The following is a 20695-nucleotide window of genomic DNA, read 5'->3' on the forward strand; positions in this document are numbered from 1 at the left end:
TTTCGTTATTTTATTAAATTAGATATGCATTATTGTTAAACAAATAAAAAATATTAGCAGTAGCAACAAAATTATTAATAGCAAAGCAACCTAAACGGGACTGTACAATTAACTGTGTCTCTAAGTAATTAACTTAAATTCACTCTGTCTTCAAATTTTATCATTAAATGTGAAATTGCACTACCCCAATTTTGAATTGGCATCGTTCATTTCTTAACCATATTTTGAAATGCTAAATAAAATATTTTAAAAACTGATGCGTCATTAGGAAAAATCTTTTTATTCTTAATGACTTTTCTTAATTGACTATTAACAGATTCAATCGCATTAGTTGTGTAAATAATTCTTCTAAATTCCTGAGGATATTCAAGAAAAATTATTAAATTATTTCAGTTATTTTTTCATGATTTAGTAATTTGTGGATACTTTTTATTTCATTTTTCTGAAAAATGATCTAAAGCAATTAACGCTATTTCTTCATTAATTGCTGTATAAATTGATTTTAAATCATTAGCTACAAGTTTGCGATCTTTGTAAGGAACAAATTTTAAACTATTGCGAATTTGATGAACAATGCATAATTGATGCTGTGTTTTTGGGAAAACAGCTTCTATTGCATCAGACATCCCAGTTAAATTATCACTACAAGCAACAAGAATATCTTGTAACCCACGATTTTTCATTTCCGTAAGATTAATTAAGTCAAAATTTGGCTCCCTCATTCTCACTAATTCACATTCCTAAAATATCTTTTAAACCATCTAAATTAATTCCTAAGGCAAGATAAACTGCTTTATTTATTATTCGTTTATCTTGCTTTACTTTAACAACAATACAATCAAAATAAACAATCGGATAAATCTTCTCTAAAGGTTTAGTTTGTCACATTTTAACTTCTTCAATAACATCATCAGTTATTTGACTAATTAAACTTTCTGAAATTTCTGCTCCGTGATAGAATTCTTGCAATTGTGCTTTGATATCAGAAATTGTCATTCCTCTTGCATATAAAGAAATTACTTTTTGATCAAAGTTATCAAATTTTCTTTGTCTTTTCGGAATAATTACTGGTTCAAAAGTACTATTTCGATCTCTTGGTACATCAATTGCGATTGAACCATTTTTAGTAATAATGGTTTTTTGTGTGTTGCCATTTCTTTTATTATGATTCTCATCAGTTTCAAGATAATCTTTAATTTCCGTATTTAACATTCGTTCAGTTAATTTTTTGGTAAATTCCTGAAAAATAGTATTGCCTTTAAATAAATCTTGTGGATTATCAATATTTTCTAAAAAATAATCAACAACTTTATCAATTGCGTCAGGTTCTTTTTTTATTTTTTTTTGTCATTTTCTGCTCTCCTTCTTTTAAGTATAATTCAGAATGAATTATCGAGACACAGAATTTTGGACAGGCTCACCTAAACTATTACTATTTAGGGAATTAATTTTATCACATAACAAATATTTTTAAAATGAAATTTATTTTCTAGGTCGCGTTTAGTTTTCTTAGGTATTGCTTTGAAGAAGTAAAACAATCAGCTAAATTATTATTTAATTACTAAACTAACCCTGCCTTTCTTGTTATTGCCATTTTATCATATTATTGAATTTTTACACAATGAAAAATTATTAATTTTATTAAATTTTAACTAATATTTTTACTTACTTAAATCTATTATATTTATTTGTTACAGCATTACCTTTATAATTAATTCAACTATCATCATTTTTATTATTATATTTATTTCATAATGAATTTTTATATATTTCTTTTCTGATTTCTATTTCTGAATTAATATTTTCATTAATGTAATGCAATACATTTAATTTGTTTAAATTTGCCATTCTTAAATGTAATAAGTTATTTAAATTCTTATGATTATATATTTTTGCTCCATATCCTAATTGTTGTTTTACTAAATGCGATACATCACTTTCAATGCTACAATCGATATTTCATTCTAAATTTTGATTATGAATACCTTGCTTATTATTACTGAAATAATTACTAGCCTTCCTTAAATTTGTTTTAATATCTTTATTTAATTCATTTTTAGCAACATTGCGAATGTTTTTGATTAATTCTTGATGATTTCCATCCTTATATAATTTAATTCAACTATTTAGTGTTACTTTGCGATTTTCAAAAATAATATTAGACTTCTTGCAAAATTAATATGATAATTATAATTTTTAAATTTAAAATAAATATAAAAGTGTTATTAAAATAATTTTTAGATTATTTTTACAAATATTTTGTCATTAAAACATAATAAAAATTATTATTTACAATAAAAAAAGACTGAAATTTTAAATTATCAAATATATTTAAACTAATAGTTGTAAATTATAAATTGAAGCTATTAAATTAAATCTTAAAGCAAATCTTTTTCTACGATTTCGATATTTTTCACTAATAATTTTAAATTTTTTAAGTATAGCAAAAACATTTTCAATAACAATTCTCATTTTTGAAATTCGCTCATTATTTTGCTTTTCTTCTTTATTTAAAGGGTTTTTCTTTGATTTTCTTTTAGGAATTAAAACATTATGATTAATTTTTTGTATGCCTTGATAACCTAAATCCACTAAAACAGTTGTTTCTGGTAAAAATTTAATTTTTGAATCTTTTAAAATTTTAAAGTCATGGTTTTTACCATAAGAAAAATCAGAACTAATAATTTTTTTACTATCTTTTTCAATTATAACTTGTGTTTTTATTGTGTGTTTTTTCTTTTTTCCTGAGTAGTGCTGTTTTTGTCTTTTTTTGGGCGTTGGATTTGGCTTTCAGTTACATCAATTATAACAGTCTTATCTTTGAAATAATCTTTTAATAGTGATTTTTGACCAGTAAGTTGTTGAAAATTAGGGTGTTTTATTAAAGTGTCTTCAATTCATTTGATATTTCTATAACAACTACTTTCACTAATATCATAACTTTTTGCAATATGAAAATAAGTTCTATATTCTCTTCAATATTCTAAAGTCATTAAAATACGATTTTCTAATGATAATTTATTGGTTCTTCCGCGACGAAATCTCTTTTTTAATTCTTCTATTTTTAAAATTTCTAGCATTTTATTAAAAGTAGTATGTTTAATACCAGTTAATCTTAAAAAATTTTTATCACTTATTTGATTATTTTTTTTAAATTTCATTTAAATTCCACCTTTTTATTAAAAACAACAATTCAATTATATTTTAAATTAATTTTGCAAGAAGTCTAATCTTTTAATAGTGATTTTTGACCAGTAAGTTGTTGAAAATTAGGGTGTTTTATTAAAGTGTCTTCAATTCATTTGATATTTCTATAACAACTACTTTCACTAATATCATAACTTTTTGCAATATGAAAATAAGTTCTATATTCTCTTCAATATTCTAAAGTCATTAAAATACGATTTTCTAATGATAATTTATTGGTTCTTCCGCGACGAAATCTCTTTTTTAATTCTTCTATTTTTAAAATTTCTAGCATTTTATTAAAAGTAGTATGTTTAATACCAGTTAATCTTAAAAAATTTTTATCACTTATTTGATTATTTTTTTTAAATTTCATTTAAATTCCACCTTTTTATTAAAAACAACAATTCAATTATATTTTAAATTAATTTTGCAAGAAGTCTAATCTTTTAATAGTGATTTTTGACCAGTAAGTTGTTGAAAATTAGGGTGTTTTATTAAAGTGTCTTCAATTCATTTGATATTTCTATAACAACTACTTTCACTAATATCATAACTTTTTGCAATATGAAAATAAGTTCTATATTCTCTTCAATATTCTAAAGTCATTAAAATACGATTTTCTAATGATAATTTATTGGTTCTTCCGCGACGAAATCTCTTTTTTAATTCTTCTATTTTTAAAATTTCTAGCATTTTATTAAAAGTAGTATGTTTAATACCAGTTAATCTTAAAAAATTTTTATCACTTATTTGATTATTTTTTTTAAATTTCATTTAAATTCCACCTTTTTATTAAAAACAACAATTCAATTATATTTTAAATTAATTTTGCAAGAAGTCTAATAAATTTCATTGTTCATAATTTAAATGACTTCAATAAATAAAATGATTACGAAAAGCGTCAAAACTTGCACGGCAATTTTTACATAAATATTTTTGTTTTCCTTCTGAATTATGTCCATTTTTAACGCAATGGTAAGATTCACATTTAGGGCATTTAATACCGTGCGCTCTAAATTTTTGATCAATTTCATTTAAACGTTTTTGTTTTTTTATTAATTCTGCTTGTTGTTTGACTTTTTCATAAAATTCTAAAAATTGATCATCTGTTAAAGTATTTACTAGTTCTTGAATTATTTTTTCCATAATTATTATCCACCTCTATCATATTAAAAATATACCTAAAATTAAGTATATTCAATAAATATCAAGAGTTTTCGACAAAATTAAAACCATTTTTCATTGTGTAAAAATTTAATAATATGATAAAATGGTAATGAATAAAAATGACAATAACAAGAAAGGCGGGGTCGGTTTAGTAATTAAATAATATAATTAGCTGATTGTTTTACTTCTTCAAAGCAATACCTAAGAAAACTAAACGCGACCAAATTAAAATAAATTTTTAATTTTGTCGAAAACTCTTGATAAAATAAAAAAAATCATCAACTTGATAATTTTAAAAGGCTTTTATGTAAAATTACTATTTTTACTTTAACTTTTTTATACATTAAAATATAATACCGCTGTTTGTTGGTTTGGAGTTAAACCCTTATGTTGGTATTTTCATTTTCAGAGATTTAAATAATTTTGAATATTAGTAAAACCTAAACCATGATAATGAATTAAGGCTTCTTTAAGACTAGATTGTAATTTACTGATTTTATTTAAGTTACGATAACTAGCTTCAGGATTAATTGTTGTTTTAGTTACACATAAAGTAGAATTTGTTTGTTTTGCTACTAAAAAATATAATTTTTGCATATCAGAAGTAATAATTGAATTTTCGTTAATTAATTCTTTGTTCATATTTTCAATAACTCATTGTTTTTGTAAACGTTTGGTGTTTGTGGATTTAACATAAATATTGTTATTATTATCAATTGCCATTTGAATACAGCATTTAGTATTAGTTGCGAATGGGTCAAGGTGAATTCTTCGTGGATCAGTTTTATATTTGAAATTTCCTTTATGGATTTCTTTAATGAATGTTTCATCGATTTGGATTTTACCAGATAATTTTTTAAATTTTAATTGGGTATTTTCTAATTGTTTTGATTTCATTAATTTTTGACGATTATATCAAGCAGTTTTTAATGTAGTTTTAATAAAACGAGAAATTGTTTTACTAGATTGCCCCAGCAATGAAATTTGAATCAATAAATTTCATTGTTCATAATTTAAATGACTTCAATAAATAAAATGATTACGAAAAGCGTCAAAACTTGCACGGCAATTTTTACATAAATATTTTTGTTTTCCTTCTGAATTATGTCCATTTTTAACGCAATGGTAAGATTCACATTTAGGGCATTTAATACCGTGCGCTCTAAATTTTTGATCAATTTCATTTAAACGTTTTTGTTTTTTTATTAATTCTGCTTGTTGTTTGACTTTTTCATAAAATTCTAAAAATTGATCATCTGTTAAAGTATTTACTAGTTCTTGAATTATTTTTTCCATAATTATTATCCACCTCTATCATATTAAAATATACCTAAAATTAAGTATATTCAATAAATATCAAGAGTTTTCGACAAAATTAAAAAAATAAATCCTTTTAAAAATTAGTGTTTTCTAATATAATTGCTTATGGAAATTAATATTTCAGGGAGTTTTAAATGGGTGTTATTTTAAAAAATATTAGTATTGATTATGGTGAAACATTAGCGGTCAATAATTTTAATATGCATGTGAAAACAGGACAATTAGTTACTTTGTTAGGACCGTCTGGTTGTGGAAAATCAACAACGCTTTATGCGATTGCGGGATTATTGCAAGTTAGTCAGGGACAAATTATTTTTAATGGCAAAGATGTAACCAAACGGTCACCACAAAATCGTAATATTGGTTTAATATTCCAAAATTATGCTTTATATCCGCATTTAAATGTTTTTAAAAATATTGCTTTGCCTTTATATCAAGATAAAAAATTTAAACGCACTGTTAGCAACAGTAATACTAATATTCGGTTATTAATTAAAGATTTGCAAGATAGTGGTTTAAATGTTACAAAACAAGAATTTAAAGATCAGATTGCAATATTACTTTCGGAGTATTTAGAAACTTATGATAAGTTAGTTAATGAAATGATTGTTAATTATTTAGCAGATATTTTTAAATTTCATAAGCGTGAAGCAGCAATAATTTATAATGAAAAGCATTTAGAAACATTTCGTAATCGGATTCATAGTCAGTGATATGACCAGTCAAGATTAGCGGTTCATATTAAATATTGTGATTTTTTAAATTTAATTTATCGTAATATTTCACAGTTAAAAATAACTATTAATAATAATTTAAGTAGTTTTAAAGCAACAAATAAGAATTTTAAAACTCGGGAAATTGATTTTGCAATTAATAAGTTTTTACTGCAAATGAAATATAATTATTTAAATCCTGCTAAAAGTAAGTTAAATGCTTTAAAAATGGTAATGAAAGATCATCAAAAATCATATAATGAATTAGTTAAAAATTTTAAACAACAAAAAAAAAAAGATGATGCTTTACAATATAGTTTGAGTCATAGTAAGTATGTGAGTTTTTTTAAGAAACATCGCCAATTATGAGATAAAGAAGAGCAAAAGGGACTTGATAAGTATCAAAAGAAAATTGGTAATAATTTATTAACAGCTTATGATGAGATGTTAATAAAGTTAACAGCAATTGTTAATGAATATTATCAGTTGTCACCCGCATTAATAACAATGAAAACTGCTGAGCAGTTAAATACTGAATTACAAGCATTAAAGCAACAATTAACTTCATTTAGAAAAGAAGTTAATAAGAGTGTTAATCTTGTTGCTCAGCAAGTAGAAATTACTAATCAATTAAAGAAACGACCTGCTAATTTATCTGGTGGTCAACAGCAAAGAGTAGCAATTGCAAGAGCCATTGTTAAAGCTCCAGATATTTTATTGTTAGATGAACCGTTATCTAATTTAGATGCCAAGTTACGAGTAACAACAAGAGAGTGAATTCGGCGTTTTCAACAAAAATCACAAATGACAGCAATTTTTGTAACTCATGATCAAGAAGAAGCAATGTCAATATCTGATTATATTTATATTATGAAACAAGGGGTATTACAACAAGTCGGAACACCACATGAAGTTTATAATCAACCAGTTAATAAATTTGTTGCACAATTTATTGGTAATCCGGCAATGAACTTTTTTAATGGCGTAATTGATAAGCAACATAATATTTGAATTGATGAAATTAAGATTGGTAAAGCCCTAAAAGCTAAACCTGGTTATATTACTATTGGGATTCGTCCTGAAGATTTAAAATTAAATAGTGATGCCTTAAATACTAAATTTGTTAATAAAGAACCTTTAATTGGTGAAATTTCTTTGTTTGAAGAATTAGGTCGGAGTGCCTTTGTAACTATTAAGATTAGAAATAATGAATATGTTAAAGCAGTTTATGATATGGATGAAGATAAGTTTTATGAAAATGGTGAAAAGGTAAAAATTAATTTTGTTAAAAAGACGATTTTTTTATTTGATCCAGAAACTGAATTAACAGTGGAGGTTATTTAATGACTAGTAAAAAACCGATTAAAAAATCTTTACAAACAAAATATTCTCAAAATTTTTTTAATTATTTAAAACGATATTACAAAAAACCTAATAATGCTCAAAAAAGCGATAGTACTCTTATTTCATTAATTTGGTTAACACCAGCATTAGCATTATTAGGAATATTTATGTTTTATGCCATTTTTATTGTTGCTAGAACAGCTGTTAATGGTGGACCAGAAGTTGCTTTTAAATTTTCATGAAAGCATTTTGAATTAGTATGAAAAAATCGTGAATTTCAAATCGCTTTAAAAAATTCTTTAATTTATTCAACAGTAGTTGTATCGTTATCATTAATTATTTCATTAATAGTTGCTAAGTCATTAACTAGCATTATGTCAAAATGAATTTTTAATTTTTTGCAAGGTATTTTCTTTTTGCCATATGTTACTAGTGCGATAGCTGTTGCTATGACTTTTGCTTTTATTTTTAGTCCTGAAGGAGTAATGAATACTTTATTTGCACTTTTTGGTTTGGAAAAACGACCTTGATTAAATGATGCTAATTATACGATTTGAGTTTTAATTATTTATGGAATATGAAAATCATTACCTTTTAATATTATTATGTTAACAACGGCGTTATTAAAAATAAATAATCAATATTATCAAGCTGCTGCTATTGATGGGATGCGTAAAAGTAAACAGTTATTTAAAGTAACAGTACCTTTAGTTATTCCGATGTTAATTTACTTATTTACTATTGGATTAATTGATTCTTTTAAAATATTTCCTTTAGGATTATATGCTAATTATATTCAAGCATCTACTTATCAGATTCAAACAGTTGTTTTTTGAATTTTTCAACGCCGAATGAATGCTAATTACAATGAAGCTGCGGCAGCTTCAATAATCTTAATGATAATTATTTTATTAATTACAATTGTAACGCGAATTATTAGTAAACAATTATCAAGAAAATATAGTTAGGAGATTTTATTGATGAATAATTTTGGCAAAAAAATTAATGAATTGGTAAAGATGCGTTGCAATAAAATTGGTTTATGATTTAAAACTTGAGTCAGTCGTCAAACTGTTGTGCGTAAAATCAATTTTACACAACAAATGGCGGGAAATAAAGGTTGAGAAAAATGAATTAGCATTGCAATTCGGTTCTTATTTTTATTAGTTATGGCTATTATTGTTGTTTTTCCATTTTACTGAATGATTATTACTTCATTTAAAACTGATGCTGATTTAGATCCAACAAAACCACAAGGATTATGACCTGAAATTTGAACTTTTAAGTGGTATACATATCTTTTAGAAAATTCACAAATTAATGTTGGCAAGTATTTATTTAATTCGTTTTTAGTAGCATTTCTTTCCACAATATTGAAATTATTTATTTGTGCTTTAGCGGGATTTGCTTTAGCACATTATCGGACAAAGTTTCGCGAAGCAATATTTATTTTGTTGTTATCAACATTAATGATTCCTGGAGAAGCGATTATGATTGGGCAGTATTTGCTAATGTTACGGATTGTATGAGATAATACCTTAGAAGCATTAGTAATTCCATTTATTGCTTCGGCTTTTACAATTTTTATGTTACGCCAAGCATTTGAAGAGATTCCGAAATCAATTGTTAGTGCTAGTAAGGTTGATGGGTTATCAACTTTTAAATTTTTTTGAAAAGTAGCGTTGCCATTAGTTCAACCAGTATTATGAACAGCGGGATTAATATCTTTTATTGCTAGTTGGAATGCAGTATTATGACCAGTAACAGTTTTAGATACTGATTCAAAATGAGTAACTTTACCAATGTTATTATGAGAATTAATTCAAGTAACAGAACCAGGACCTAATAATCCAAGTACGCTAAGAGATCCACAACATTTAAAAATGGCATCTGCTGTTATTTCTATTTTGCCAATGATTGTTTTATATTTACTTACTAAGAAACGCATTATTAATAGTATTACAAAAGATAGTAGTGGAACTAAGGGCTAGGATTTATTAGGAAGGAATAACAATTAATGAAAAAAATTAAGGTAATGTTAACAGCAACAATTTGATTAGGTGCGATTTTAACAACTTTTGCTTGTAGTCATTCCGAACGAAATGTCATTATGACAACTTATTTTAAAAAAGGTCAATTTCAATGAAATGCTTTAGAAAAGGTTATTAATAATTTTAATGCTGTTAATGTTAATAACGCGGAATTTGATCATCGCAAAATAATATTAAAATTTGTTCAAAATAATGGTGTTGAAAAGGAAGTTAATGCAGGTTATTATGGTGTGAGAAAGTTACCTAATTTGTTTACTAGTTATGCTGATGAGGTTGTTAAATACTCTAAAACTTTACAAGAACAGTTAGTTGATGTTAAGATTCCCGATCTTAGTCCTTGTATTGATAAACCAAGCATTATTGATTCTTATTGACAAGAAACAATGTATAAGGGTAAACAATATACAGTTCCGATTGGCAAGTCATTAGATTTAATGTTTATTAATAAGAAATTATTGTTAGAAGTATTTGCTAAAATTGATGGTTTAACCCCGCAAGCAAATTTGTTATTACCACTTGGCGATAATTTAAGTAATTATCAAGGAATGAATGGACAATGAAAAGTTAATAAAAGTATTGATTGAAGTAAATTTCAAGCTCAACTTAGTGTTTTAAAACAATGAAATTCTCTGGAAACAATGAAAGCGGGAATTATTACTTGAAGTAGTTATCTTAGTTTAGTGCAAGTAACTAGTCACTTATTAAAAAATTTAGCTAATTTAAAAAATCTTAATGAAGTGTATGCAGTCGCGATGGATGATTTGCCTAATGGATTATATGCGCAATATGCTAATAATCAGGCATTAAATTCTGAAACAAAATCTAATGAATTTCTTTATCGTGAAAATAGTCGTGGTGAATTTGTTTTAAACTTAAAAGGAAAATCTTTTGAAATATTGCAGAAATATTTAAGTGGTCTTCAAGAGTTAAAAGATTTAGCTAATCGCACGTCTAATGATATTAAGCGTAATAGAGGATTGCATGTTAAAGTACCAACAGCAACATCACCACAGGGGACATTTGCTAGTACTTTGTTTAATCAATCTAAAGCTTTAGTTGGTATTGGTTCAACATCAGGAATTCAGTTTTTGTTGCAGAAAAAGCGACTTAAACCTGAGGATATTTGAGCATTACCGTTACCATTTTCTACTGGTGGTAAGTATGCTATTCAACAAGGTCCAGGAATTGCCATGTTTAAAATGAATGATCCGATTAAAGATAAAATTTCCGAAGCATTTATTAAATATGTAACATCACAAGAAGCTAATGAAGTTTATGCTTTTGAATCGGGATATTTGCCGATTAATAAAGCTTCTTATGAAACTGGTTTTTCTTATGGTCAAAAATTACATGATGCTCCATCAGAATCTTATTTACAGGGTATTGCGCAAGTATGAGAATTGATGAATGCTAAGCAAATAACAACCGCCTCGCCACCATTAACGCAATGAGGTGCAATATTTCGTCAAACGGTATTAAAATCATTAAATATTTTTTATCAAGATTTATTCAATGCATCATATTCTGGAAGACCATTAACGAAGGTAGAATTTTTAAATATTCTTAAAAGGCAAACTAAAGATGATGGGATTAATGAATTTATTATTGAACAATAAGGTTTTAGATATTTTTTTTAAATTGAAATATAGTAAAACATCATTCTATTAAATTTCTGTATGCTATAATAAAATTAAGGGGGGTTATAAGCTTAAACTATTTATTATTTTATATTAATCTAGTATTTTATTAAGTTAGTAATTAATAAAAATATATACGGATGGTAAAAAATGAACAATTCAAAACAAGGATTAGTAGCTTTATTAGCAGCAATATCAATTTCAATAACACCAGCGTTAAATATTAGTAATATTACTAATAAGTTAGTAAATAAAAATTATGCAAATGATAGTGAACGCGATAAAAGGCAAATTCAATTGTATTCAGGAATGATTGCAAAGAATATTCAAACCCAATTAACGATTATGAAAAATGAAAAAAATATTGTTGCTGAAAGAATTGTTAAATATAATCTTGTTGCTAAAACAATTAAAATTCTTGAAGATAAGATTAAAAAACATTTGAATGGGGTTGCAAAGGAAGATATTGAATTTATTAAAGAACAAATTGATAAATTAAATACTGCTAATGAAGCATTAGAATTGCTCCAACTTGAATTTAGTGATTTTGCTATTAATTTTACGCATGTTGATTATTGAAGAATTTATTCGCGACTTAGTCAAGACATTGAATCTCGTAATGTATGAATTAAACACTTGCAAAATCAATATGTTGATTCTAATAATAATTTAAGTGATGTGCAAAATGCCATCATTAGAATTAAAATTATTAAAAATCAAATTACAGTATAGAATAACTATTCTAATTCGCTAATTTCTATTCAAGATAAAATTATTGCTATAAAACTTCAAGAAGTAGATGCAGATATTTATGCTCTGAATCAAAAAATTTCTTTGCAACTTTGCTGACCGTGAGGATACTATTAGGGTTTTAATAGACAGTCAAATAGTAATAGCAGCGCAGAGATGATTGCCCAAGCGTTAATGAATTGAACAACTTGATATTTTAAATGGTCAAATTGAGGCATTAGGAGTTGTAAAAGAGAAAATTTTAGAAACTAAAAATGAAACAGAAAAATTTGAAAAAGTAAAAAACTTACTTATTGAAATTGATGAAATTATTGATAAAAAACAAACAAATCAACAAGATTTTTTAAATAAAACAATTAATGACAAATAATGTCATTAAATTAATACTTATTAAAATGAAAGGTCTATTTAAAATGATAAAAATCTTTGAGTGTTTTTGTGCTCTAACTAATTGCTTTTTCAGTTAGTTCTAAAATAACTAATATTATTATCGGGACTGTACAATTAACTGTGTCTCTAAGTAATTAACTTAAATTCACTCTGTCCTCAAATTTTATCATTAAATGTGAAATTGCATTACCCCAACCCCAATTTTGAATTGGCATCGTTCATTTCTTAACCATATTTTGAAATGCTAAATAAAATATTTTAAAAACTGATGCGTCATTAGGAAAAATCTTTTTATTCTTAATGACTTTTCTTAGTTGACTATTAACAGATTCAATCGCATTAGTTATGTAAATAATCCTTCTAAATTCTTGAGGATATTCAAGAAAAATTATTAAATTATTTTTTTAATTTTGTCGAAAACTCTTGATAAAATAAAAAAATCATCAACTTGATAATTTTAAAAGGCTTTTATGTAAAATTACTATTTTTACTTTAACTTTTTTATACATTAAAATATAATATCGCTGTTTGTTGGTTTGGAGTTAAACCCTTATGTTGGTATTTTCATTTTCAGAGATTTAAATAATTTTGAATATTAGTAAAACCTAAACCATGATAATGAATTAAGGCTTCTTTAAGACTAGATTGTAATTTACTGATTTTATTTAAGTTACGATAACTAGCTTCAGGATTAATTGTTGTTTTAGTTACACATAAAGTAGAATTTGTTTGTTTTGCTACTAAAAAATATAATTTTTGCATATCAGAAGTAATAATTGAATTTTCGTTAATTAATTCTTTGTTCATATTTTCAATAACTCATTGTTTTTGTAAACGTTTGGTGTTTGTGGATTTAACATAAATATTGTTATTATTATCAATTGCCATTTGAATACAGCATTTAGTATTAGTTGCGAATGGGTCAAGGTGAATTCTTCGTGGATCAGTTTTATATTTGAAATTTCCTTTATGGATTTCTTTAATAAATGTTTCATCGATTTGGATTTTACCAGATAATTTTTTAAATTTTAATTGGGTATTTTCTAATTGTTTTGATTTCATTAATTTTTGACGATTATATCAAGCAGTTTTTAATGTAGTTTTAATAAAACGAGAAATTGTTTTACTAGATTGCCCCAGCAATGAAATTTGAATCAATAAATTTCATTGTTCATAATTTAAATGACTTCAATAAATAAAATGATTACGAAAAGCGTCAAAACTTGCACGGCAATTTTTACATAAATATTTTTGTTTTCCTTCTGAATTATGTCCATTTTTAACGCAATGGTAAGATTCACATTTAGGGCATTTAATACCTTGCGCTCTAAATTTTTGATCAATTTCATTTAAACGTTTTTGTTTTTTTATTAATTCTGCTTGTTGTTTGACTTTTTCATAAAATTCTAAAAATTGATCATCTGTTAAAGTATTTACTAGTTCTTGAATTATTTTTTCCATAATTATTATCCACCTCTATCATATTAAAAATATACCTAAAATTAAGTATATTCAATAGACTTCTTGCAAAATTAATTTAAAATATAATTGAATTGTTGTTTTTAAATAAAAAGGTGGAATTTAAATGAAATTTAAAAAAAATAATCAAATAAGTGATAAAAATTTTTTAAGATTAACTGGTATTAAACATACTACTTTTAATAAAATGCTAGAAATTTTAAAAATAGAAGAATTAAAAAAGAGATTTCGTCGCGGAAGAACCAATAAATTATCATTAGAAAATCGTATTTTAATGACTTTAGAATATTGAAGAGAATATAGAACTTATTTTCATATTGCAAAAAGTTATGATATTAGTGAAAGTAGTTGTTATAGAAATATCAAATGAATTGAAGACACTTTAATAAAACACCCTAATTTTCAACAACTTACTGGTCAAAAATCACTATTAAAAGATTATTTCAAAGATAAGACTGTTATAATTGATGTAACTGAAAGCCAAATCCAACGCCCAAAAAAAGACAAAAACAGCACTACTCAGGAAAAAAGAAAAAACACACAATAAAAACACAAGTTATAATTGAAAAAGATAGTAAAAAAATTATTAGTTCTGATTTTTCTTATGGTAAAAACCATGACTTTAAAATTTTAAAAGATTCAAAAATTAAATTTTTACCAGAAACAACTGTTTTAGTGGATTTAGGTTATCAAGGCATACAAAAAATTAATCATAATGTTTTAATTCCTAAAAGAAAATCAAAGAAAAACCCTTTAAATAAAGAAGAAAAGCAAAATAATGAGCGAATTTCAAAAATGAGAATTGTTATTGAAAATGTTTTTGCTATACTTAAAAAATTTAAAATTATTAGTGAAAAATATCGAAATCGTAGAAAAAGATTTGCTTTAAGATTTAATTTAATAGCTTCAATTTATAATTTACAACTATTAGTTTAAATATATTTGATAATTTAAAATTTCAGTCTTTTTTTATTGTAAATAATAATTTTTATTATGTTTTAATGACAAAATATTTGTAAAAATAATCTAAAAATTATTTTAATAACACTTTTATATTTATTTTAAATTTAAAAATTATAATTATCATATTAATTTTGCAAGAAGTCTAATAAATATCAAGAGTTTTCGACAAAATTAAAAAATTATTTCAGTTATTTTTTCATGATTTAGTAATTTGTGGATACTTTTTATTTCATTTTTCTGAAAAATGATCTAAAGCAACTAGCGCTATTTCTTCATTAATTGCTGTATAAATTGATTTTAAATCATTAGCTACAAGTTTGCGTTCTTTGTAAGGGACAAATTTTAAACTATTACGAATTTGATGAACGATGCATAATTGGTGCTGTGTTTTTGGGAACACAGCTTCTATTGCATCAGACATTCCAGTTAAATTATCCCTACAAGCAACAAGAATATCTTGTAAGCCACGATTTTTCATTTCCGTAAGATTATTAAGTCAAAATTTGGCTCCCTCATTCTCGCTAATTCACATTCCTAAAATATCTTTTAAACCATCTAAATTAATTCCTAAGGCAAGATAAACTGCTTTATTTATTATTCGTTTATCTTGCTTTACTTTAACAACAATACAATCAAAATAAACAATCGGATAAATCTTCTCTAAAGGTTTAGTTTGTCACATTTTAACTTCTTCAATAACATCATCAGTTATTTGACTAATTAAACTTTCTGAAATTTCTGCTCCGTGATAGAATTCTTGCAATTGTGCTTTGATATCAGAAATTGTCATTCCTCTTGCATATAAAGAAATTACTTTTTGATCAAAGTTATCAAATCTTCTTTGTCTTTTCGGAATAATTACTGGTTCAAAAGTACTATTTCGATCTCTTGGTACATCAATTGCGATTGAACCATTTTTAGTAATAATGGTTTTTTGTGTGTTGCCATTTCTTTTATTATGATTCTCATCAGTTTCAAGATGATCTTTAATTTCCGTATTTAACATTCGTTCAGTTAATTTTTTGGTAAATTCCTGAAAAATAGTATTGCCTTTAAATAAATCTTGTGGATTATCAATATTTTCTAAAAAATAATCAACAACTTTATCAATTGCATCAGGTTCTTTTTTCTTTAATTTTATAGATAAGTATTGATATTTCAATAAAACCTTGATTTTGCTGGGTTTTTAGTAAAACCGTGTTTTTACAAATCCCTATATTTAATAAGGGTTTTTTACCCTGTCAATACTTATCTTTAAAATTAGAAAAATATTTTATTTAGCATTTCAAAATATGGTTAAGAAATGAACGATGCCAATTCAAAATTGGGGTAGTGCAATTTCACATTTAATGATAAAATTTGAGGACAGAGTGAATTTAAGTTAATTACTTAGAGACACAGTTAATTGTACAGTCCCCAATTTTTTTTACTACTTAATAAATATTGTAATATAGTTTTTAAGAAAATTTCTTTTTTTGAATAATATTATATCAAAGTTTATAATTGATTAATAAACAAAATAGAGATTAGGTCGCGTTTAGTTTTCTTAGGTATTACTTTGAAAAAGTAAAACAATCAGCTAATTATATTATTTAATTACTAAACTAAGCCTGCCTTTCTTGTTATTGTCATTTTTATTCGTTACCATTTTATCATATTATTGAATTTTTACACAATAAAAAATTATTAATTTTATTAAATTTTTTTTTAATTTTAACTAATATTTTTACTTACTTAAATCTATTATATTTATTTGTTACAGCATTACCTTTATAATTAATTCAACTATCGTCATTTTTATTATTATATTTATTTCATAATGAATTTTTATATATTTCTTTTCTGATTTCTATTTCTGAATTAATATTTTCATTAATGTAATGTAATACATTTAATTTGTTTAAATTTGCCATTCTTAAATGTAATAAGTTATTTAAATTCTTATGATTATATATTTTTGCCCCGTATCCTAATTGTTGTTTTACTAAATGCGATATATCACTTTCGATGCTACAACCGATATTTCATTCTAAATTTTGATGATGAATGCCATGATTATTATTACTGAAATAATTACTCGCCTTCCTTAACTTTGTTTTAATATCTTTATTTAATTCATTTTTAGCAACATTACGAATGTTTTTGATTAATTCTTGATGATTTCCATCCTTATATAATTTAATTCAACTATTTAGTGCTACTTTGCGATTTTCAAAAATAATATTAAATGCAGTTTGTTTTAATTTTTTAATAGCATGATAACCATCTAAAATATATCTAACATTACCAAAACTATTGGCAATTTCTCTAATTCAAGTATCACCATCGCCACAAACAATTATTTTGTCATAATTAATATTTACATAATATTTTTGTAATTCCTTAATTAATAAATCACGATAATTCATCGTATTTATTCGTTTACCAACTTTTAACATTAGAAAATGACCTCGTTTGTTTTCTAATTCTCTACGAGCATGTTTGTAATTTTTTTCTTTATGTCCGGTATGAAAAGTAACTAAACGAATTCTTTGGTCTTGTTTAACTTTATGGTCTAATGTTGCTAAAAATGTCTCATCTAGTTGAATATATAAATCCTTATTTTTGACATCAATTCTAGTTTTAGTTTCTTTTTCTGCTAGTTGAAAATATTCAGCAATATCATATTTATTTAAAATACTTGAAATACTAGCTTTTGAAATATAACAATGATTTAGAGCATCTAAAACATCGCGATAGCGTTTGCCATCACCTAAAAGACTTAAAACTTTAAATTGGACATCAAAATAAATGCGTTGTTTGGGCAATAAACCAATTTCTTTATCTAGTAAACATACATATTCAAATTTACCTGATTTTTGATTTCAATATTTATATCGGCGTCGTTTAAAAGTAACATCACCAAAAATTGTAATAATTGTTCTTCAAGCAAAATGAACTACTTTATAACCTTGTTTTAAGCGATAATGATATTTATATAAATATTCATCTAATTTTTCATATTCGTTGGCTAATTGTTCGCATTTGTTAGTGTACATATTTTTATGGGTTGCGAATAAACTGAATCAATGCTTGTTTTCTAAGGTTTTTACATTATTATTAATTTTTAACATAAAAAATCACCTTTCTTTGGTAGTAATTTTAATGAAGTTAAACTTCGTTAGTTTATTTTTCTGTTTTAATAATAATTTTTTTTCTAGAATTAGTATTCAACAACCTTGAAAAATGATAGAAATTATTATTTAATCATTTATAATTAATTTGTATTAATTAAACTTTATAAATTTAAGAAGGGGTTGAGTGATTACTATAAAAATTTATTAATTAGCAAAAATTCATGAAAAGGATTTGATTAATATGAAAAAATTACTTAGTTTATTAAGTACAATAACAATAGCAAGTAGTGGAATGGCGGGAATCGTTGCCAATAGTCCTTATGAAAAACAAGAGCAACAAACTAAATTAAAAAACATAAATTATAAAAGACAAAAACGAAGTAATAATGAAAATAATAAAATAAATAGAACAAAGATTGTAATTACAACAAAAGGTGAAATTTTTGCTAATGGACTTGTTTTAAACAACAAAGTATATTTTAGTTCAAAAGATCATAATGTTTATGAATATGATCCCGTAACCAAAGAACAAAAAATTATTATTATTACAAAAGGTGAAGTTTGAACTTCTGGGGTGGTGTTAAATAAAAAACTATATTTTGGTTCAGATGATTATAATGTTTATGAATATGACCCCGCCACAGAACAACAAAAAATTGTCATTACAGCAAATTCTTGAATAAGATCTTCTGGGGTGGTGTTAAATAATAAGGTTTATTTTGGTTCAACAGATCAAAATGTTTATGAATATGATCCTGCCACAGGACAACAAAAAATTGTCATTACAACAAAGGGCGAAATTTTTGCTAGTGGCGTTATTTTAAATAATAAGGTTTATTTTGGTTCGTTTGATAATAATGTTTATGAATATGATCCTGTAATCAAAGAACAAAAAATTATTATCAAAACAAAAGGAGTAGTCCAATCTTCTGGGGTGGTGTTAAATAATAAGGTTTATTTTGGTTCAACAGATCAAAATGTTTATGAATATGATCCTGCCACAGGACAACAAAAAATTGTTATTAGAACAAACGGAGGAATTTGATCTTCCGGCGCTGTATTAAACAATAAAATATATTTTGGTTCAGAAGATCATAATGTTTATGAATACGATCCAATTACAAGAAAGCAAAAAATTGTTATTGTTACAAATTTATGAGTTGGTTCTCCTGGTTTAGTTTTCAATAATAAATTATATATTGGTTCAGCAGATCAAAATATATATGAATATGATCCAGTAACAGAACAACAAAAAATTATTATCAAAACAGAAGGAAGAGTCCAATCTTCTGGAGTGGTGTTAAATAATAAGATATATTTTGGTTCATTTGATAATAATGTATATGAATATAGTGAGTATAATTTAAATTCAAATTTGGGACAAATTAATGATAATTCTGATAATGCAATTTTAAATGAATTAAATTATTTAAATCCTGATTTAGATATTTCATTATTAGAAATAGTTAATAAAACAAATAATCCAGCGATAATAAAAGAAAAAAATAATAGTAAATATTTTGGTGAACTTACTGTTAATTACAAAATTAAAAATAAAGGTGAAATTAATGATATTAATTTAAACGAATTAATTAAAAGATCAGTATTTTTTAAGTTTCGAGATGAAAATCCAAATTTAATATTTAAAGAAATAAGTAATGTTAATAGTAATAATTTAAATTTTTCAAATACTGAAATAACAAAACAAGAAAATTCATTTTTATGATCTAATGTTCCTAAAAATGTATGTTCTGATAGAGAAATTATCAATAAAACTCCAAATACAAGATCATTTAATGTACCCGCTTGTGAATATAATTCAAAATCAAAATTAGTATTTCAAATTACAACAGGATTAACTAAAACAAAACAAGAAAATAAATTAAATGGTTGAAACATAAATTCTGATGATGAAATGAAATTAACAGATTTTACAAATATAAATAATAAAAATTCTGAAATCATTAATGTATTATCAAATGAATTTTATTTATCAAACACAAATAAACAAGAACAAGAAATGATTTTAAGTATTTTTAAGGAACCCGCTGATAAATTTGAACTTAATCCCAATGAAAAATTAAAAATTACTTATCCAGTAAGAATAATTACATCTAAAGTTATATTAAATTTAAAACAAAAAATTACAGGAAATATTACTGCCAAAATAATTGATGATAACAATAAAGAACAAATAGTTACATTATCAATTACAGAAGTAATGCAAATTTTACAAAAATATAGTTTATTACCCAATGAAATTACTATAGATAAAAACAATGATAAAATAACATTTAACGGTGAAGCATTTTTTTCATCAGAGAGAGAAGGGCCAGTAAGAACAAATACAGTTACTACTATAGTATAAGGTTTTATAAAAACGATATTAGCTATTTAGAACAATAACTTTAATTGAAACAAGCACAACAATTTAATCTCTTGTGATAAAATAAGAAAAATATTCAAACCAGTAATTTAATTAAATTACTGGTTTTTATTTTGTCAAAATAGAAAAAATGAAAAAGTTGTTTAAGAGCATTATCGTCATAGAAAGCTACATTTTGGGGTAGTGATTT

The 20695-nt window shown here is 24.6% G+C and carries 17 protein-coding genes and 3 pseudogenes; 8 read left to right on the forward strand and 12 right to left on the reverse strand.

Going from position 1 to position 20695, the window contains the following annotated elements:
- Positions 1-128: 128 nt before the first annotated feature.
- The 8 genes and pseudogenes from AAHM82_RS02970 to AAHM82_RS03000 all read right to left on the reverse strand — a co-directional run bounded on the left by AAHM82_RS02970 (position 129) and on the right by AAHM82_RS03000 (position 5652).
- A pseudogene (locus AAHM82_RS02970) lies at positions 129-1338 on the reverse strand (IS256 family transposase).
- 327 nt (positions 1339-1665) lie between these two features.
- Positions 1666-1848, reverse strand: coding sequence for a hypothetical protein (locus tag AAHM82_RS02975; RefSeq protein ID WP_215826389.1), 183 nt, complete (start codon positions 1846-1848; stop codon positions 1666-1668).
- Between the two features lie 483 nt (positions 1849-2331).
- Positions 2332-2724 (reverse strand): transposase family protein, encoded by a 393-nt coding sequence (locus AAHM82_RS13005; RefSeq protein WP_342264845.1) that lies wholly within the window; start codon positions 2722-2724, stop codon positions 2332-2334.
- A complete protein-coding gene (locus AAHM82_RS13010; protein WP_342263396.1) occupies positions 2721-3161 on the reverse strand; it encodes a transposase family protein in 441 nt (146 codons plus the stop codon). Before AAHM82_RS13010 ends, AAHM82_RS13005 begins: the two co-directional genes overlap by 4 nt.
- Before the next feature lie 65 nt (positions 3162-3226).
- Positions 3227-3562 carry a transposase family protein gene (locus AAHM82_RS02985; RefSeq protein WP_342264266.1) on the reverse strand — a complete coding sequence of 112 codons (336 nt, stop codon included), beginning with the start codon at positions 3560-3562 and terminating at the stop codon, positions 3227-3229.
- Between the two features lie 65 nt (positions 3563-3627).
- Positions 3628-3963 (reverse strand): transposase family protein, encoded by a 336-nt coding sequence (locus AAHM82_RS02990; RefSeq protein WP_342264266.1) that lies wholly within the window; start codon positions 3961-3963, stop codon positions 3628-3630.
- Positions 3964-4011: 48 nt separating this feature from the next.
- Positions 4012-4335 (reverse strand): IS1/IS1595 family N-terminal zinc-binding domain-containing protein, encoded by a 324-nt coding sequence (locus AAHM82_RS02995; protein WP_342263630.1) that lies wholly within the window; start codon positions 4333-4335, stop codon positions 4012-4014.
- 357 nt (positions 4336-4692) lie between these two features.
- Complete coding sequence (locus AAHM82_RS03000; protein ID WP_342264053.1) at positions 4693-5652, reverse strand: IS1/IS1595 family N-terminal zinc-binding domain-containing protein; 960 nt, start codon at positions 5650-5652, stop codon at positions 4693-4695.
- A gap of 158 nt (positions 5653-5810) precedes the next feature.
- Here AAHM82_RS03000 and AAHM82_RS03005 point away from each other — a divergent pair, with 158 nt between their 5' ends.
- The 5 genes from AAHM82_RS03005 to AAHM82_RS03025 all read left to right on the forward strand — a co-directional run bounded on the left by AAHM82_RS03005 (position 5811) and on the right by AAHM82_RS03025 (position 12153).
- Complete coding sequence (locus AAHM82_RS03005; protein WP_342264499.1) at positions 5811-7733, forward strand: ATP-binding cassette domain-containing protein; 1923 nt, start codon at positions 5811-5813, stop codon at positions 7731-7733.
- A complete protein-coding gene (locus AAHM82_RS03010; RefSeq protein WP_342264500.1) occupies positions 7733-8701 on the forward strand; it encodes a sugar ABC transporter permease in 969 nt (322 codons plus the stop codon). Before AAHM82_RS03005 ends, AAHM82_RS03010 begins: the two co-directional genes overlap by 1 nt.
- Positions 8702-8713: 12 nt before the next feature.
- Complete coding sequence (locus tag AAHM82_RS03015) at positions 8714-9724, forward strand: carbohydrate ABC transporter permease (protein WP_342264501.1); 1011 nt, start codon at positions 8714-8716, stop codon at positions 9722-9724.
- A 26-nt stretch (positions 9725-9750) separates the two neighbouring features.
- Complete coding sequence (locus AAHM82_RS03020; protein ID WP_342264502.1) at positions 9751-11400, forward strand: extracellular solute-binding protein; 1650 nt, start codon at positions 9751-9753, stop codon at positions 11398-11400.
- A 171-nt stretch (positions 11401-11571) separates the two neighbouring features.
- Positions 11572-12153 (forward strand): hypothetical protein, encoded by a 582-nt coding sequence (locus tag AAHM82_RS03025; RefSeq protein ID WP_342264503.1) that lies wholly within the window; start codon positions 11572-11574, stop codon positions 12151-12153.
- Between the two features lie 542 nt (positions 12154-12695).
- Here the strand turns inward: AAHM82_RS03025 and AAHM82_RS13015 are convergent.
- Positions 12696-12962 (reverse strand): annotated as a pseudogene (locus AAHM82_RS13015) (transposase); the annotation flags it as partial.
- Positions 12963-13062: 100 nt separating this feature from the next.
- A complete protein-coding gene (locus AAHM82_RS03030; protein WP_342263342.1) occupies positions 13063-14022 on the reverse strand; it encodes an IS1/IS1595 family N-terminal zinc-binding domain-containing protein in 960 nt (319 codons plus the stop codon).
- A gap of 124 nt (positions 14023-14146) precedes the next feature.
- On the opposite strand from AAHM82_RS03030, the gene AAHM82_RS13020 reads away from it, so the two are divergent.
- Positions 14147-14587, forward strand: a complete 441-nt coding sequence (locus AAHM82_RS13020) for a transposase family protein (RefSeq protein ID WP_342263396.1) — start codon at positions 14147-14149, stop codon at positions 14585-14587.
- Positions 14584-14976, forward strand: coding sequence for a transposase family protein (locus AAHM82_RS13025; protein ID WP_342264845.1), 393 nt, complete (start codon positions 14584-14586; stop codon positions 14974-14976). The genes AAHM82_RS13020 and AAHM82_RS13025 overlap by 4 nt, the downstream gene beginning before the upstream one ends.
- Before the next feature lie 196 nt (positions 14977-15172).
- Here the strand turns inward: AAHM82_RS13025 and AAHM82_RS03040 are convergent.
- Positions 15173-16138 (reverse strand): annotated as a pseudogene (locus tag AAHM82_RS03040) (IS256 family transposase); the annotation flags it as partial.
- A 595-nt stretch (positions 16139-16733) separates the two neighbouring features.
- On the reverse strand, positions 16734-18116 hold the full coding sequence (locus AAHM82_RS03045; protein WP_342264505.1) for an Mbov_0401 family ICE element transposase-like protein: 1383 nt from the start codon (positions 18114-18116) through the stop codon (positions 16734-16736).
- A gap of 244 nt (positions 18117-18360) precedes the next feature.
- Here AAHM82_RS03045 and AAHM82_RS03050 point away from each other — a divergent pair, with 244 nt between their 5' ends.
- A complete protein-coding gene (locus tag AAHM82_RS03050; protein ID WP_342264506.1) occupies positions 18361-20487 on the forward strand; it encodes a PQQ-binding-like beta-propeller repeat protein in 2127 nt (708 codons plus the stop codon).
- The last annotated feature ends 208 nt before the right edge of the window (positions 20488-20695 follow it).

Origin of the sequence: Spiroplasma endosymbiont of Clivina fossor (assembly GCF_964031115.1) — a bacterium.
GTDB lineage: Bacteria > Bacillota_I > Bacilli_A > Mycoplasmatales > Nriv7 > Nriv7.